General features: G+C 35.3%; 13 protein-coding genes. 10 read left to right on the forward strand and 3 right to left on the reverse strand.

The window, feature by feature from the left end; translation table 11 throughout:
* Positions 1-211 precede the first annotated feature (211 nt).
* The gene (gene cysK, locus F960_RS11995; RefSeq protein WP_004865486.1) at positions 212-1,210 is read left to right on the forward strand and encodes a cysteine synthase A; all 999 of its coding nucleotides are present in this window, start codon (positions 212-214) and stop codon (positions 1,208-1,210) included.
* 88 nt (positions 1,211-1,298) lie between these two features.
* Here the strand turns inward: cysK and F960_RS12000 are convergent, their stop codons facing one another.
* Complete coding sequence (locus F960_RS12000; RefSeq protein ID WP_020846652.1) at positions 1,299-1,907, reverse strand: TetR/AcrR family transcriptional regulator; 609 nt, start codon at positions 1,905-1,907, stop codon at positions 1,299-1,301.
* A gap of 744 nt (positions 1,908-2,651) precedes the next feature.
* On the opposite strand from F960_RS12000, the gene scpC reads away from it, so the two are divergent.
* A complete protein-coding gene (gene scpC / locus F960_RS12005; protein WP_004865489.1) occupies positions 2,652-4,142 on the forward strand; it encodes a succinyl-CoA:acetate CoA-transferase ScpC in 1,491 nt (496 codons plus the stop codon).
* Positions 4,143-4,615: 473 nt separating this feature from the next.
* Positions 4,616-10,597: an Ig-like domain-containing protein gene (locus F960_RS12010; RefSeq protein WP_004865491.1), complete on the forward strand. Its 5,982-nt coding sequence runs from the start codon at positions 4,616-4,618 to the stop codon at positions 10,595-10,597.
* A gap of 66 nt (positions 10,598-10,663) precedes the next feature.
* On the opposite strand, the gene xseB is transcribed toward F960_RS12010, so the two are convergent.
* Together xseB and xseA are read right to left on the reverse strand one after the other, a co-directional pair.
* On the reverse strand, positions 10,664-10,858 hold the full coding sequence (xseB, locus tag F960_RS12015; RefSeq protein WP_004865492.1) for an exodeoxyribonuclease VII small subunit: 195 nt from the start codon (positions 10,856-10,858) through the stop codon (positions 10,664-10,666).
* 98 nt (positions 10,859-10,956) lie between these two features.
* The gene (xseA, locus tag F960_RS12020) at positions 10,957-12,222 is read right to left on the reverse strand and encodes an exodeoxyribonuclease VII large subunit (protein WP_004865494.1); all 1,266 of its coding nucleotides are present in this window, start codon (positions 12,220-12,222) and stop codon (positions 10,957-10,959) included.
* 229 nt (positions 12,223-12,451) lie between these two features.
* Between xseA and F960_RS12025 the strand changes: the two genes are divergently transcribed.
* From F960_RS12025 to F960_RS12055, 7 genes are all read left to right on the forward strand, one after another.
* Positions 12,452-12,892 (forward strand): I78 family peptidase inhibitor, encoded by a 441-nt coding sequence (locus tag F960_RS12025; protein ID WP_004865495.1) that lies wholly within the window; start codon positions 12,452-12,454, stop codon positions 12,890-12,892.
* A 255-nt stretch (positions 12,893-13,147) separates the two neighbouring features.
* Positions 13,148-13,453 carry a hypothetical protein gene (locus F960_RS12030; RefSeq protein ID WP_035373140.1) on the forward strand — a complete coding sequence of 102 codons (306 nt, stop codon included), beginning with the start codon at positions 13,148-13,150 and terminating at the stop codon, positions 13,451-13,453.
* A gap of 151 nt (positions 13,454-13,604) precedes the next feature.
* Positions 13,605-14,078 carry a hypothetical protein gene (locus F960_RS12035; RefSeq protein ID WP_004865498.1) on the forward strand — a complete coding sequence of 158 codons (474 nt, stop codon included), beginning with the start codon at positions 13,605-13,607 and terminating at the stop codon, positions 14,076-14,078.
* Between the two features lie 316 nt (positions 14,079-14,394).
* Positions 14,395-14,874 carry a hypothetical protein gene (locus tag F960_RS12040; RefSeq protein ID WP_004865499.1) on the forward strand — a complete coding sequence of 160 codons (480 nt, stop codon included), beginning with the start codon at positions 14,395-14,397 and terminating at the stop codon, positions 14,872-14,874.
* A 225-nt stretch (positions 14,875-15,099) separates the two neighbouring features.
* Complete coding sequence (locus F960_RS12045) at positions 15,100-16,449, forward strand: hypothetical protein (protein WP_004865501.1); 1,350 nt, start codon at positions 15,100-15,102, stop codon at positions 16,447-16,449.
* Between the two features lie 241 nt (positions 16,450-16,690).
* Complete coding sequence (locus F960_RS12050) at positions 16,691-17,248, forward strand: hypothetical protein (protein ID WP_004865503.1); 558 nt, start codon at positions 16,691-16,693, stop codon at positions 17,246-17,248.
* A gap of 240 nt (positions 17,249-17,488) precedes the next feature.
* Positions 17,489-18,079 (forward strand): uracil-DNA glycosylase family protein, encoded by a 591-nt coding sequence (locus tag F960_RS12055; protein ID WP_035373156.1) that lies wholly within the window; start codon positions 17,489-17,491, stop codon positions 18,077-18,079.
* The last annotated feature ends 42 nt before the right edge of the window (positions 18,080-18,121 follow it).

The following is an 18,121-nucleotide window of genomic DNA, read 5'->3' on the forward strand; positions in this document are numbered from 1 at the left end:
CTTATTATGATCGAAATGTCACTAGACTGCACAAGGATATTTGGTGACATTTCATACGTTTAATTTTGTCATAGAATAACATAATGATTTTTAAATACATATTTATACATTTTTTACATATCTAAATCTTTTTTGTGCATATCATTCGGTGTTTAGAAGGGATATTATAGATTTATAACACTTTTAAATCCTCTAAATTCAAGGAAAGAGCATGTCAACAGATTCACAATTTAATGCGCCAGAAAATTTAGGCATCGCTGTTTATAGTAATAATGCTGAAGCTATTGGTAATACGCCTTTGGTCCGCATCAATCGAGTGATTGAAAGCGCAGCAACTGTTTTGGCAAAAGTCGAAAGCCGCAATCCTGCATTTTCTGTTAAAGACCGTGTCGGTGCAGCGTTGATCTCAGAAGCCGAAGCAAAAGGTCTACTCAAAAAAGGCATGCATATCGTTGAACCAACGAGTGGAAATACAGGTATTGCATTGGCTTATGTAGCGGCTGCAAAAGGCTATGACATTACATTGACGATGCCTTCTAGTATGAGTATTGAACGCCGTAAAGTACTCAAGGCTTTGGGGGCAAATTTACTGCTCACAGATCCTGCAAAGGGTATGAAAGGGGCAATCGAAGAAGCTGAGCGTTTAGTTCGTGAACAGCCTGAAACATATTACTTACCACAACAGTTTGAAAACCCAGCCAATCCTGAAATCCATGAAAAAACGACTGGTCCTGAAATTTGGGCAGCGACTGCGGGTAAAGTTGACATCTTGGTTTCTGGTGTTGGAACTGGCGGTACATTAACTGGGATTTCACGTTATTTTGAAAAAGTGAAAAATCAAGCAATTTATAGCGTAGCTGTAGAACCAGCCGAATCTGCAATCATCACTCAAGCGAAAAAAGGTGAAACATTGACACCTGGACCACATAAAATCCAAGGTATTGGAGCTAACTTTATTCCAAAAAACCTAGACTTAGATTTGGTTGATGAAGTCATTGCCATTCCAAGTGATGAAGCAATTGATTTTGCACGTAAAACTGCCACACAAGAAGGTCTTTTAGTTGGTATTTCAAGTGGAGCTGCCATTGCTGCTGCGTCTAAACTTGCTGCACGTCCTGAAAATGCTGGAAAAACAATTGTAGTTGTATTGCCAGATGGTGGTGAACGTTACTTATCTTCAGTTTTATTTGCAGATATTTCTGCTGAATAATCTGCTTCGATTTATCCATAAAAATAGAGGAAATATTGATCAATATTTCCTCTTATTCATTTAGATCTATTATTTATTTTAAAGCTAATTAGTCATCTTCAGACAAGGTATCCGGTGTCATCAGTGCTTGATTGACATAAAGTTTGATTAAACGCTCACGAGAGCCTATGGCTTTCTGATAATGTGTCGAGTTTAATAATAGAGAAGCGCCGTAAGTCACCGTCCACACATAAGATAAATAATCTCGAATAGACATTTTACTTTTTACTGATTTTAAATGTTCATCAGTGCTATCTTTAATTTGGATAATTCGTTCTTCTCGAATACGATATAATTCTTCAAATAAATCTTTTAATTTACGTTCGTTATTGGTGAGTCTTTCTTCAATAAAATGCAGCAATATTGTTCGATTTGAATTCAACATATTGTAGAGCATATATTGAGTCACATAAGTCTTAATATTGTTTTTATATTTTATGGTGATATCAAGCAGACGTTTTTCATTTTGTATAATCAATTCTAAATATAGTTGATTTTTACTTTTAAAATGCTTGTATATTGTTCCTTTAGCGATATCCAATTCCTTGGCTAATTCACTGAGCGTAATATCCTGATTATTTTCCAAGAGCAGATTTTCAGCCATATTTAAAATCTTCTCTTTTCTTAATAGAAAATTTTGTTGGCGTACAGACATCATCCTTTTTCCCAAAAAAAGCTCATTCAAAGCACTTTAGCAAAATAACTAAATTTTTTCTGTATGAATATGAAACTATGGTCTTGTATCTGTTTAAAAAATACTCAAGTAGTATTTCATCATGTTTCTTTAAAAAACATAAAGAAAAATGAAAGTCAAGACATGAGAACTTAAGGGGTCACGAAACAGCATTTCTGTTTTAAATTTAAGGAAAAGTATTTTATTGTCTTTGCAATTTAGGATTGTATCGCCAAAACTTTTAGTTTAAGCCGAGCAATCATCTAAATTTTTTATTATTTTTTTAACGGTTTAGGAAAGGTCAATTTTAGGTCTTTATTTTAAATACCCTGATTTTAAACATCTTGATTTAAAATAAAATGATTCTATGGATTGAAATAGGTGTAAATATGTTTATTTTTAATACGAGTTTTTCATTTTTTTATTTTAAATTTATAAGAACAAAAAAATATCTCTTATCTTGATCATAAGCTCATCGATAGGTATTGAAATGATGAATCACACAGTAATCCAAAGGTTTAGCGGTGTATTGTATAAATCACTTTAACTGGTGTTTTATATTTTATATGTGTGAAAGAAGGAAATTATAATGAGCAACAACAAATTTCAATAAAGTCTAGATGGATATATTTCTGCTTTACTGAAATAACGAATAGGGCTTAACAAGTAAAACCATTATCAAAAACTAATGGATATTCAGTTTAATTTTTATTATTGAGATTTTTTAAAATGACGATAGATTTAAATCGTATACGGTTCAACTCCCTACATGAAAAAGTAATGTCAGCAGATCAAGCTATCTCGTTTATCCAAGATGGTATGGTGATTGGGATGAGTGGTTTTGGTGGTGCTGGTGAAGCAAAAACAGTGCCTTTGGCGCTGGCTGAAAAGGCAAAATTACATCCTGTAAAAATTACTTTTGCTACAGGTGCAAGCTTAGGCAATAAAATTGATCAAAAACTGTGTGAGTCACATGTGATCGCACGTCGCTTGCCTTATCAAGCTGATCCGACCCTACGTAAAGCGATCAATGCTGGTGAGGTCATGTTTACGGATCAACACTTGTCTGAAACTGCGGAACAGATGAAACATCATGTGATAGCTGCACCTCATATAGCAGTCATTTCAGCTATTGCGATCACAGAAGATGGGCAAATTATCCCAACAGGGTCTGTAGGTAACTCTGCTGTTTTTGCAGAACTTGCAGATCAAATCATCGTTGAAATCGATAATACAATCAATCCGAAACTTGAAGGTGTACACGATATCTATGTACCCGTAAAACGTCCAAATCGTGGACCGATACCTTTAACACGTGTTGGTGAGCGTATTGGTACACAAGGTATCGCGATAGATCCTGAGAAAATCGTTGCCATTGTGTTTAATGATATTCCAGATACTGCATCTTCGATGGCAGAAGCTGATGAAGAAACTTTAGCGATCGCAAAAAACTTGATTAATTTTTTTGAAAATGAAGTTGCTATTGGTCGTTTACCTGAAAATTTAGGTCCACTTCAATCGGGCGTCGGTTCTATTGCCAATGCTGTTTTTGCAGGTTTTGAGCATTCAAATTTTAAAGATTTAGAAATGTATTCAGAAGTGCTACAAGACTGTACTTTTGATCTCATTGACTGTGGCAAGATGAAATTTGCTTCGGGCTGCTCTATGACATTGGATACTTCCGCTCAGCGTGTGATGCAAAATTTTGACTTTTATAAAGACAAAATCGTGCTACGTCCGCAAGATATTTCAAATAATCCTGAACTTATTCGCCGTTTGGGGATTATCGCGATCAATACTGCGATCGAGTTTGATATATATGGCAATGTAAATTCTACCCATGTGACGGGTACAAAAATGATGAATGGAATAGGTGGTTCAGGCGATTTTACCCGAAATGCACATTTAGCGATTTTTGTGACCAAGTCGATCGCTAAAAATGGCGCGATTTCGTCGGTTGTGCCTATGGTCAGTCATGTCGATCACAATGAACATGATATCGATATATTGGTAACAGAACAGGGCTTAGCTGACTTGCGAGGTCTTGCGCCGCGTGAACGTGCTCGAAAAATTATCGACCACTGTGCGCACCCAAGTTATAAAGCAGCATTAAATGATTATTTTGATAGGGCATGCGAAAAAGGTGGACATACTCCACATCTACTCAACGAGGCTTTGTCTTGGCATGCAAAATTTGAAGAACAAGGTTCTATGCAATAATTTTATATAGGTTGTTAAAAGCTCTGAACTATTCAGGGCTTTTTTTATTTTTAATTCCATCTAAATAATTTATATAAAAGTAACAAAAAATGACTAAAAGTTACACAATGTACAACTAAGTAAAATCCCAATTATTAGTTAACTAGTGAATTATTTTAAAGGGATAAAATTAAATGCAATGACAAAAAATAACTTTTATATCAACAAATTATTTAGATAAATTATAGAAAAATTTATAATGAAGTTATTTTTTAGTAAATTTATTCATGTGAAATATAACATTATTATTCCATTTAATTCCGATAGATAATTCATTTATAAAACTTTTATACAAATACCTCTGATCTGATTTCATGAAAAAACAATGTACAAAAAAACAAAATAATGTGATAATGATCACATTTTAATACATTGCTAAGATTTAGGTCACAAAATAAAACTATCCCTTAGCTTCCTAAACGATGAGGTTAATCATGCCACAAATTTCAGTGATCTCCGAAACTAGCCGTAAAGTATTACAACAAACGAATACTATTAATAATATTGGCTTAACAGAGAACTCTTTGGTTGTACTCAGCATTGCAACATCTGATCTTCTTTCAGTTGCACGTTCTGGCACAACTTTGAGTATTACAGTTGCAAATAGTCAGCCTATTACTATTGCAAATTATTTCAATAATGATGGTTCAACTCAAAATATTCTTGCGCTTGCACCAACAAATTCTTCTTCAATTTATCAAGCAAAATTTTCTCTTGCAAATGGCGCGACCTCAACTGTGAGTCTAAGCTCTTATGCAAGCATTGACTCATTATTAAAGACGCAGCTTAGCGTTAGTCCAACGACTACTGTAGATAACACGGTTGTACCAACAACAGTTTCAGCAGATTCTGTAAATACAAGTACAAATACTGCGACTGCTAAAGCATCATCAACAAGTTTGCTTGGTGGTGTCGGTGATCTTCTTGGCGGTGTTGTTGGTGGCGTGGGTACTTTAGTTGGTGGGCTTTTAAATGGTCAGCCAATCAAGTTTACGCTTCTTGCGGATAATGGTGTAAGTAATACTGATGGCATTACCAATAACGGCACTATAGTCGTTTCTGGTCTTACCGCTACGACTGTTTGGCAATATTCGGTTGATAGTGGTGTTACTTGGAAAGTTGCAACTGGTAGTACGCAAATCAATCTTCCTCAAGGTAGTTATCCAGCAGGTTCAGTACAAGTAAAAATTACTGATGCTACGGGTGAAATTACGGCTCAAACTGATCAAGCTTACACGATTGATATGGCCGCTCCACAAACTCCATTCCTTAGTCTTGTAAGTGATACAGGAACTAGCCGTAATGACTTAGTATCATCAAGTGGTGCTGTAAAAGTTAATAATATTGAAGCTGGTGCAACTTGGCAGTATTCACTTGATGGTGGTAAAACTTGGATCAATGCAACAGGTAATACTTTTGAACTTGCTGAAGGTTATTATGCATTTCAACAAGTTTGTGCACGTGTAATCGATGTAGCTGGTAACCCGAGTGCTCCAGGTTATTTAGGTACAGCAACGATTGATAAAACTGCTCCTCTTGCAATCAGTGTTAAATTGTTTGCTGATACAGGTTCTAACGGTGCTGATGGTATTACCAATGACGGTACTATGGTTGTTGGTGGAATTGAAACCAATGCAACATGGCAATATTCATTAAATGGTGGAACAACTTGGTTAAAAGGAACAGGTACAACTTTCCTTGTTCCTGGTGGCGTTTATGATGTTAACCAAATCCAAGTAAGACAAACTGACTTGGCGGGTAATGTTGGTCCAAACACACCTTATAATGCATCTCTAAACGTTGTTACAACATTACCAACTGCCCCAAATGCAAAATTAGCAAATGATACTGGTATAAGTGCAACTGATGGTATTACCAATGATGGTACTGTTCTAGTTTCAAATGTACCTGCTGGTTCTACTTGGCAATATTCGGTTGATGGCGGTAAGACTTGGATCAACGGTACAGGTTCTAGTTTCGTTACCCCTGAAGGGAATCATGTTGTAGAAGTGCGTTCTGTTGATGTTGCTGGTAATAATAGTACGCCAACAATTGTTGGTTCTATCACTGTTGATACAACTAAACCAACTGCACCAACTGTAAAATTAGAAAATGATACTGGTGCAAATCCAAATGATGGTATCACTAGTGATGGTACTGTTTTAGTTTCAAATGTTCCTACTGGTTCTACTTGGTCTTATTCTACCGATGGCGGTAAGACTTGGAATAAAGGTTCAGGTTCTTCATTTGATCTCGCACCAGGTGTATATCCAGCAGGTCAAGTTTTAGTTAAAGCGACAAGCGTTGCAGGTAATGATAGTGCTAATGCTGATGCTGGTGCATTAACGATTGTTAATGAACCACCTGCGACACCAGTACTTACTTTAGTCTCTGATACTGGTTTCGATGCAAATGATGGTATTACGAGTAACGGTACGATTAATGTAGATACGAAAGGTTCGAGCTGGTCATATACACTTGATGGCGGTAAGACTTGGACTGTAGGTACGGGTACTGCGTTTGTACTTCCAGAAGGAAAATATGATCCAGCAAGTAAACTAGTATTGGTTAAATCAACCAATGTCGCTGGTGAATCAAGCCCAGAAGTTGCGTTACCGAAAGCAATCACTGTAGATACTTCTGCTCCAGTTGCACCGATTACTACACTTGCTGCTGATACTGGTATTAGCGCAACTGATGGCATTACCAATAACGGTACTGTAAATATTAGTGGCATAGAACCAAATGCATTTGTTCAGTATTCAACTGATAACGGTGCAACTTGGAAATTTGCAAATGGCTCATCTTTTGTTTTAACTGAAGGTGTATATGCTGCTGGTCAAGTTCAAGTAAAAAGCACTGATCTTGCAGGCAATGCAAGCCCTGTAACAAAATTGGGTGCTACCACCGTTGATCAAACTGCTCCAAATGCTGCAACGATCAAACTTGCAAATGATACTGGCTCAAGTAATATAGATGGTATCTCTTCTGACGGTACTATTGCTGTAACTGGCGTTGAAACTGGTGCAACTTGGCAATATTCAGTAGACAATGGTAAAACTTGGTTAACAGGTACAGGTTCTAGCTTTGTACTCGCAGAGGGTAACTATCCAGCGGGTCAAGTTCAAGTACGTGTAGTTGATGCTGCAGGAAACTTGGGTACATCTACAAGTGCCAAAGCAATTGTTGTAGATTCTACAGCACCAGCAGCTGCTACATTGAAGTTAGCTACAGATACTGGTGTATCAGCAATTGATGGCATCACTAACAATGGTACGATCAATGTCACTGGTCTAGAATCTGGTGCAACTTGGGCGTATTCAACTGATGGTGGTAAAACTTGGAACGTAAGTACGGGTACAAGCTTCTCATTGGCAGAAGGAACTTATGCTGCAAATCAAATCCAAGTTAAGCAAACAGATACAGCAGGCAATACAGGTGCTGTAAGCTCAATTTCTACAATAATTGTTGTAGATAAAACAGCTCCTGCATCAGCATCATTTAGCTTAGTTCAAGATACTGGATCAAATGCAACTGATGGTGTAACCAATAATGGTGATATCAAAGTAGCTGGAATTGAAACGGGTGCTTCATGGCAGTATTCAATTGACTCTGGTAAAACATGGGTAGCTGGAACAGGTACAAGCTTTACACTTGCAGAAGGTACTTATACCGCAGGTCAAGTTCAAGTCAAAGTACAAGATGCAGCAGGCAATACCAGTGCAGTAACGCAAAATGCACAACAACTTGTTATTGATAAAACAGCTCCAAACCCAGCTACCTTAGCACTTGCAAATGATACTGGTGTAAGCAATACAGATGGTATTACAGCTGATGGTACCGTTAATGTTTCTAATGTAGAAGCTGGTGCAACTTGGCAGTATTCAACTGACGGTGGTCAGACTTGGAAACAAGGTACAAACAATAATTTTGTACTGGCAAATGGTACTTATGCAGATGGTACAGTCAAAGTCCGTGTAACTGATCTTGCTGGAAACACAAAAGATTCTAGCTTAGGTCAAATTGTTGTAAGCAATACTGCTCCTACAGGTATTACAGCGAAAATCACAGGAATTTCAGATGATACTGGTAATAAAGGCGACTGGGTAACAACAGATCATACCTTAACCATTAGTGGTACAATTACCCGTGCTTTAACAAGCAACGAAGTTGTACAAATTTCAAAAGATGGTGGTAAAACTTGGATCAATGCAACAACGACTTCAACAACTTGGAGTGCTGTAGATCCATCAAATCTCGCTACAGGTAAATATAACTACCAAGTACGTATTGTAGATTTGGCTGGAAATGCAACCAGTTCTTCTACTCAAGCTGTAAATGTCGTTGATCTTCAAGCAAATAATGATATTGCCAATATCTTAGGTTACCAGTCATTGCCATCACCAGTTGCTGTAAACCAATCTTCAGGCCTATTCTCTATTGCGGTACAAGGCTTTATCATCCGTGCAGATGCTGCAACTGATTCAAATGCCTATACTGTAGGGAAAGGTGATGTAAACAATGTTGTGATTAGCAGTGGTTCATTAGGTTTAGGTATCCAATTAAGCACCTTGACATTGATGATTTATAAATACAATGCTGCAACTGGAAACTATGAATACTATAGAGAAGATCCAAACTTTGGTGCATCGATCTCTATTATTGGTGGTATTTCTGGCGGTAGCTCGAACCAAACATTAACTGAAGGTAAGTATATTTTCAGTGTTAAACAAAATGGTTTAGGTGCTGCATTCTACCTCGGTGGTATGAGTGTTAAAGGAACATCGCAAGACTACGGTCAATTGGTAACAACCGGTAATGCAATTAATGATGGAAATGCGGACGTTCACACGGGCTCAGTTTCCGTTGTTAAGGTGTCAAGTTCGACTGGTGCATCATCTGATGTTGGTCAAGACTTAAACTATTCAACGACTATTCAAGGTCAATATGGTATTTTGAAAATTGCTGCGAATGGTGCATATATCTACGAACGTGACTACAACAACAGTAATGCAATTGGTAAAGTGGATACCTTTACCTATACCATCAAAGACCAATGGGGCAATACTTCAGATGCGAAAATCTATATGCAGATTGGTGCAGATGGCTTAGTATTCGATCCAAATAATCCTGGTGATAATGCATCTGCAAATATCACAGCCGTTAATGATGTATATACAACAAACAATGCGATTAAAGTATCACAATCTAAAACGGTCTATTCTGCAACTGACATGGACAATAAAATCTATAGCCCTGACAGTTCTGCTGATCGTGGATATATTGACTTTACAGGAAATGCCAAAGGGCAAACATCTGTTACATCAGGCTTTATCTTTAAAACGACAGATGTGAACTACGCTAGTATTACAATTGATGGTAAATCACTTTTAACTCTGAATTATTCATTAAATGTATCATATGGAAGTACTGTTCAATTGACTGTTGAAAAATATGTTAATGGCGCATGGACAATTGTATCTTCAGGCTATCAATTTACTTCTAGTGTAAGTTCAAATAATCCAGGTGTGCTTTCAGTTTATAACTATGAAAATACGGCTACAGAATATCGTATTGTGATGAATACTAGTGGCTCGAATAGTTATTCAACAAATACAGCATATTTTGATAATTACGGCATGACAAGTTCATCGCTTAAAGTAGGAAGCTATTCGCTGAGTAGTAATGATGTATCAGGGAATGTTACATCAAATGACAAAGGCGGTATTTATGCCAAAGTCACAGATGTAAACGGCACAAATGTTTCATCTTCAGGAACAACTACGATCAATTCAACTACAGGTACTGGTAAATTAATCATCGCTGCTGATGGTTCTTATACTTATTCACCAGGAAGCGTCAAAGTTTCTGATCTTGGTAAGATTGATGCATTTAACTATACGATTACTGCGGGTAAATCTGTATCAAGCGCACAACTTGTATTCCATGTAACAGCTGATGGTGTGATTATGTCAGGTGGTTCATCTGGTACGTATACACTGAATGGTACAAGTGGTAATGATCTATTTGTTAGCCGTGGTTCAAATGACGAATTTAATTTGAACGGTGGTAATGACACCTTGATCTATAACTTGCTTAATAAAAATGATGCAACAGGTGGTAATGGTAAAGATTCAGTGAATGGCTTTACTGTTATGAAATCTACAAACTGGAATACTGATATCGACTTTATTGATGTGAAGAGTTTGTTGTCGGATCAAGCGCCTACATCTGCAAACATCAAAAACTTTATTAGCTCTGTACAAGTGAAAAATGCTTCTGGTGGTACGGATACAGTTCTTCTTGTAGACCGTGATGGAACGGGTACAAATTACAACCCAACAGAATTATTAACGTTGAAAAATGTGACAACTTCTGTAGATGAATTATTACAAACTAAACAATTGTTGTTCTAATTTAAATATTTAGATTAAATTAAAAAATGAGGATCTTAGGATCCTCATTTTTATTGGACTAAAAATTTAGTCTTTAAATGTTTCATCTAACGCTGTTTGTACAGCATCAATTCGTGATTTACACGCTTTATAGGCTTGCATAGACTCTTCAACAACTTTCATTAGATTGTCGATATCAGGTTCATCCTGAGATTCAAGCAAAGCTGCATTTTGCTTCAAAATTTCATAACCTTCTTTAAATGTTAACTCTTTCTTTGCCATTCACTTCACCTATACATAAATTAAATTTGTTTATAAAAATCAAGCACAATACTGATTTAAAAATAAGAAAAATCTCATAAATTGGGGGATGATAAGGACTAAGGATTTACATGATCAATTTGCTGAATACTTACATCAATCGTGCCATCTTGCATTTCAATCGCTAAACGATCGCCGTGAATTTGCGAAACAGACTTAATTGCTTTTTGTTCATGTCGAATGATTGCATAACCTTTTGCCATCACATTTTTGGGATTTTGCAATAGTGTCTCACGCATCAAACTCTCTGTTTTTACTGAAGCAGACTTGATTACTTGTTGAGCAAAATACGCCGTAGATGATTTATAAAGTTGCAGATTTTTAAGTGAATCAGAAACTTGCCTTTTCGCATAAGTTTCGATGAGTTGCATACACTGATCATTTTGATTTTGATATGCCGAGATATGCTGTTTAGAATAAAGTTTGATCATCTGCAAAAAATCAGCAGCGTGTTGTGCACGTTCAACAATGATATTGCGAATCCCCGCAATAACCTTACTTGGCGTATCAAAAGAGCGGTGTGCCACTTCATCCAAAATAGTGCGATCTTTTTCATGCCCAATCCCGACCCAAATCGGCACAGAACGTTTGCATAACAAAGCCGCAAGTTCATAATCATTTAAATAGGCCAAATCATTGACAGAACCACCACCACGAATAATCACAATTAAATCAGGTGCATGGTCATATTTTTCAGCCCAATCACGTAAGCCATTGCCTAAAGCTTGCATAATACTTTGCGGAGCTGTATTGCCTTGAAAAGTCGCTGAATAATAAACAAACTGACATAAATTGGCATTTTGCAATTGATCTGCATCTTTTTTAAAATCACCCAAACCGGCTGCATTTTCAGGTGCGATTACTAAGACATTTTCAATATCGAAGGGTGTTGCGAGAAGTTTATTTCGATGAATGAGCTGCTCTTGGGTCAAACGATCCACAATTTGCAAATATCTTTTTGCCAATTCACCTAAAGTAAAACTTGAATCTATGTCTTCAATATTGACCGAAAAGCCATATTGAGCATCAAATTTTGCGCGGACTTTAATTAGAACATTCAAACCTTTATCAAATTCGATACCACTTTCACGTTCGAACTTGGATACGATTTTTTGCGCACTAAATTTCCAAATCGTTCCTTTACATTGTGCTATGACTTTATCCGAATCTTGTTCTTTTTCAGCAAGTTCAAGATAATAATGACCCGCTTTTATATTTAGATTTCTAATCTCCGCTTTCACCCATACCGCTTCACCAAAAGCCATTTTGATAATTTCAGAAACGGTATTGAGGTATTCACTTAGACTCAGCTGAAAATCAGACATAATGAATGAAAAATAATATAAATAATCGAAAGTTTAATCTGCAAAAACTTGGGATACAAGTTGAATAATTGTGTGATTTGTAGAAAGTGTAGTGAGGATACGCACAAAGTCACAATAATGTGTCACAACGAACAGAGAGCAAAAATTCAATGATTCTACTTATATTTCAGTAAAAAAATAAATATTACACAAATCTTTGCTATATTTTGTTTTTTGGGACTTTTAATCAATGAAAAAAATTGCATTATTCACACTACTTATGGCTGCACTTTCCGGATGTTCATCTATGCAAAATAAAAGTGAAAAGAATGTTGATCACGCCGTTGGTATGGCAAATCCAGCAAGCGAATATTGTGTTTCACAAGGTGGGAAGCTTGAAATCCGTGATGAAGCAAATGGACAAGTAGGTTATTGCCATCTGCCAAATGGTCAAGTTGTAGAAGAGTGGGCATTGTTTAGAAGTGCAAATACCCAATGTAATCCAGAAGAAGCTAAAAAGTTGATTGGGCAAAGTAATTTGACTGATGAGCAAATTAAACAATTAACGCAAGCAGCAAACGTACGTAATGTTGCCCCAGGACAGCCTGTCACTATGGATTTTCGCTCTGATCGAGTCACTGTAATGACAGATCCTAAGACTAAAATAATCAGCAATGCTTCTTGCGGATAATAGATGTAATGCTATGCCTTCTGAAAAGGGGGCATATTTAATTAAGTGTTAAAAATTAATAAAACATGTATAAAGACGGAGTCGAAAAAATGCTAACTGGTAGCTTATTATAATTACTTTTTTGAAAAGATAATTTGCATTAAAAGGCAGAGTCGATATTTAAAATTGCAGTTGGTCGTACAAGAAGATTTAGCTTGATGATTATCAAGGGGGAGAGTTTTTACGGAAGGGTATCATGTTCCAAATTGTGATGAATTGATTTCAATATTTGGATGTGAATGTAATATTGACTCAGAATATAATCAGAGAATAGAGTTTTTTGATTCAAATCAAAACAAACTTATTTTAATTATTAATTTGATTATTGATTCAGTGATAGTGCAGTTTCTATATAAAGAAACTGTTGTATATCAATCTTTTTTTGAGGGGGTGGTTGATTTCCAAGTTTTTGAAGACAGTCAATCTCTTAGGTTAGTTTTTTTAGAAAATAAGTATTTAACTCTTGAAATTAAAGTTTGGCCTGAAATTTCTCTTAAATTAACTGGCATGATTAATGAATAAATGAGGCCATTTTTGCAATAGGCCATAATAGGTATTCGTGGATGAATTGTTAGTGATAAACAACAAGAAATTATCCGTAGAATTGTGTCAAAAATGAATGATTTAATATTGGCAGCTTTAATTCTGTTTAAGACCCTATAGGACAATATTTATGAGTATGGTTGGTTTTTGCGGTGGATGTACAATGTATGAGGTGGGTCTGAGTCAAGTTATGGAAAATTTCTTTGAAGCCTTGAGAAGGGTGTTGCAGTCAGCACCTAGCGACATGGATAGGTCATTGGTATTAGACCGACTATATAAACGATATGTTCGCTTTGAGGATATAGATAAGACAAAGAAAATTATGGATTATTGTAAAGCCGGATTAATTGATGTAGGTAACATAGATGAGAATAATGCTCAATTTATACGATATTTTCGATCTTTTGAGTCTTGTTTGAGTAGTGCGATTCATTTTCGTCAGGCATTTGGAGACTATCAGCCTATTAAGATAGCCATAACAGATTTACCTTGGTGTATATTGGAAGGGCAAAGATCTTTACATGAATATGATCAATTAGAAGATAAACCTTTTTGGCTGAGAGCATATACAGAAGAAGAAATTGATCGGTTAAGTAATTTGTGAGTTAATGATTTTTAAGAAGGTCATCCAAAATGGCTTTATATCTTTTATTTTAATTTTGGTTTAAAAAATTTAATTTTAAAGAAATAGTGGGGTAAATAAAATCTAATGAGTGCCTGAGCCTAGAGATGAAATCTTAGAGATAAAGTGGTTTCTTATCCGTTAAAATGTCATTGGCTTATTCACAAATACTTAAAAAGAAAGCTGAATTTATAAAATTTGAAGAAACTAGCTTGATTTAGATAATCATGTATTGATTTGAGATTAAAATCGTTCAACTTTTAAAGGCATAGATTTATAAAATAACAAGGAAAATTTAATGAGAGCTTTACATCAAGTCGCAGCCAGTCAGTTAGGGGTAGGTGTATGGTATCAAAAGGGGTTTGAACAAAATGGTATAGCGTTTACTTCGCCGAATGAAGATGAAATATTTGAAACATTAGGGGCACAATGTGCAAATTGTCATACTATTGTATGGATAACAGGTCGTAGTGACCCTATTTTAAATGAAGAAGTCCCTCAATATGCTAAACATGGTGGACCAGCTTACCGTAAGTATATCAAAGATAACCTAAAACGTTTTCTTCGATCATTACCGTCTTGTCCGCACTGTCATCAACAAGCTTATGATTTATTTATAAATAATATCGTTATACCAAGGTATCAGAATGGAGAGTCCTATTCATTAGAAACTGATCAAGGCGTAAATGAAGAAATGTCAGCTAAAGTCAAGGATATTGCTATTTGGTGGTATGGCGACGAAACAGAGGCCAAAAGACTAAATTTACATTTTTTATGATGTTGATCTTTTCTTGATGGTTATAAAAATTTTGTAAACAAGTCATTAATTTCTTAAAACGATTACGTTATTCATTAACCCTGATACGAAATATTCTGAGACTATTCCGAAAACAATTAAATAATCTGATGGGGTAATTTATGCATTCGATATGAGAACTAAGTCATTGAAAGCTCTTCACGATTACAGAATTAAGCAATAATTTTATTATATAGGTTTTTAAAGATGAAAATCAAAAATCCAATTCTTACTGAAATTTATACTGCCAAAATATTAAGAAATCCTCAAGATTTTTTTGAGCGATTGAGGTTTAGATGTGAATATTATCCTGAATTAATTCCTGAGAAATGTGGTTTTTGGGAACCCTTTAAAATCAAGTTTTCACCTGAAATAATTGATACTTTGATTCCTGATGATCGAGGAGGACAAGCAGATAGTTTATATTGGAATAGGGTGAAGAAGACACGAGCATGGGGAGCTTTAAATGTCCCTATTCATGACGATCAGCATAGCACAGAGTCGATTCATAGTGAATTAGAGCAAACGGATCAAAATAAATTGATAGATTATGTAAAAAAAGTTTGTCATAAGTTCGATGCTGATTTAGCTATAATAGATATGGATGTCGAGGACAGTTGGCGAATCGCTAATCCTCACATTGGTGGCATTCATCCTACTACCAACCAACTTGAGCATTGGCTACCTGATATGTATTGGGGAGTTGTTTTTGGGAAGCCCTATGTAGATTTATGGGGTAAAAAATTATTCGAAGTACCTGCTTTTAAAGTTGAAAAATTATCAGATGATATGGTGTTTATTCAACTTACTGCTGATATTAGCGATCTTATCAATGATCCTGAGCAAGTGCGAATTGAACGGGAAAAAGTAAAAGCTTTTTTAAATAACTATGTTTTTTACTCTCCAGAAAAAGGATATCAAGGTAATTCATTATGGTTTTTTGCTGGAAGGTCGGAAGATAATTTGATATGGATTCCAAGATTAGGATCTTACCCAAAAATTTTTAATACCCCACACTTTATATTTGGAACTCAGATAGAAGATGACGTTATTCTTGAACCAAGAATAGTTGAATCAAATAACTGGGAGATTCAATTAGCTAAAGAGTGGTTAACACAGTCATATCCACCTGATGAACCAGATTTATCAACTGGAACAGTTGAGCAAATTAGATTTTTTTTCGCTCCTGAATCCTATGATTCATCTATCGATAAAGAGTTATTTATTGGGGCGTGGGATCGACCAAATCAGGATAACCAAAGTATCAAGGATTTTGCTGAAATTAGCTTACATGATTTAAGTGAAAGTTACCCAACTGCTGTATCATCTTGGACTTGTCTTGAGACGAGAGTTGAACATAACGAAAGATATTCTGAAGTATATTTGGATCAAGCTGATCAACAAGAAATGAATCTATTTCGGATTGCGGTAAAGATGATTATTTTTGAAAAGTTTTTTGTCAAAGTGACTTTTATGGATTATTGGTGCATTGATTTAGAAGATTCAAAAAAGGTTTCGTATCCTCTTTTTAGCTCATTTAAAGCTAAAACTGATTAATTTGATAGTAATAATTGAAAGGATATTAATACAAAAATGGGGGGTAAATCACCTTTATTGAGAGATGCCCCCAAATAGGACATTTAGTCTGATTTTGGGGATTATTAATTTTAAAAACATCATCGAGTCATTCTGCAGTTCATAATAATTGGTTGACAAAAAAAGGGGAAAATAATGAATTATTATGCGATTAAAGATGATTTTTATACTTACCCGCCTCTATAAGTTATGGAGATAAGATATGAAGGATAAGCCCTGGATTGAAGAAAGTGATTCATTAAGAAATACCTATGGTTTATTAAACAAAAGTGAATTGGATAACTTTTTAAACCTACTTCGAAAATGGGGGGCGATTAATAAGTCATCCATTGAAATGGATATTGAAAAAATTGAATTATTAGATTTTTTTGATAGGAATAATGAGTATTGCCATTTTTCTCTTTTTGAAAAAATATGTTCTATGATGGCTAATAGCGAGCACTTGTACTGGATTCCTACATGTGATGGCGAACAATCATTTTTGGACGATTACGATCCTCCTATGATTGCTAAAACTATGCCTAAAATAGAGGTTCTAAAAAATGTGAGTTCTTCATTTATGCAGTTGGTAAATGGAGGGTATATGCTATTTGATAGCGAGGAAAGATTTTTTGGAATTATTATTGATGGATATTACATGTTAGTTTTTATAAAGAAAGAGTTTGTAGATAGTGAACTTTTAAAGTTTACTGAGAATTGGAAGCATATTGATGAAAATTTAGATTCAATTTTAAAAAATGATTTACTTAGTCGGGTGTAGTCTTTCAAGGAAATAAACACCTTCCAAACCATAGCCTCTAAAATTAGGTACTTCTAGCCTACTTTAGGGGTCATTGCTTTTATCCGAATTAAAACCAACATGTTAAAAGATTACTCAGATAGTATATCTATAAAATAGAACCGTTTAAACTGACCCAAAACTCTAAAAATAACAAGACCATTCTTTTATGCTTATAATGACACTCCAATGTCCAAGCTTAATCTTGATTGGTTTTATTCAATGACAGACTTAACCATAGAAACCCATCCACTTAAACCATTTTTGCCATCCAATGCAAAATTACTCATGCTTGGCAGTTTTCCTCCACCGCAAACACGCTGGAAAATGGACTTTTATTATCCCAATTTTCAAAATGACATGTGGCGTATCTTTGGGCTTATTTTTTATCAAAACAAAGATCATTTTATTGATTTAGAACATAAACTATTTCGTGAAAAAGAGATTAAAGATTTCTTGAATGAAAAGGGCATTGCGATTTTTGATACGGCGTATAAAGTTACCCGCTTAAAAGCAAATGCCTCTGATAAGTTTCTAAAAATCGAAGTTGCAACTGATTTAACATTATTGCTAGATCAAATGCCTTTATGTACAAACATCATGACTACAGGTGATAAAGCCACCGACACACTGATGCTGTCAATGCCGAGTGATACCATGAAACCGCAAATTGGAGAGTCTTCAAAAGCATATTATCATCACAGAGAGCTTAGACTGTTTAGGATGCCTTCATCATCAAGAGCCTATCCGCTCGCACTTGAAAAGAAGGCAGAATTTTATAAAAATTTCTTTGAAGAAATTGGTTTAATTTAAATGAATATTCATATAGTTATGCTCTAAAATCATACAACTTTA

Source organism: Acinetobacter gerneri DSM 14967 = CIP 107464 = MTCC 9824 (assembly GCF_000368565.1).
In the GTDB taxonomy this organism is placed as follows: Bacteria; Pseudomonadota; Gammaproteobacteria; order Pseudomonadales; family Moraxellaceae; genus Acinetobacter; species Acinetobacter gerneri.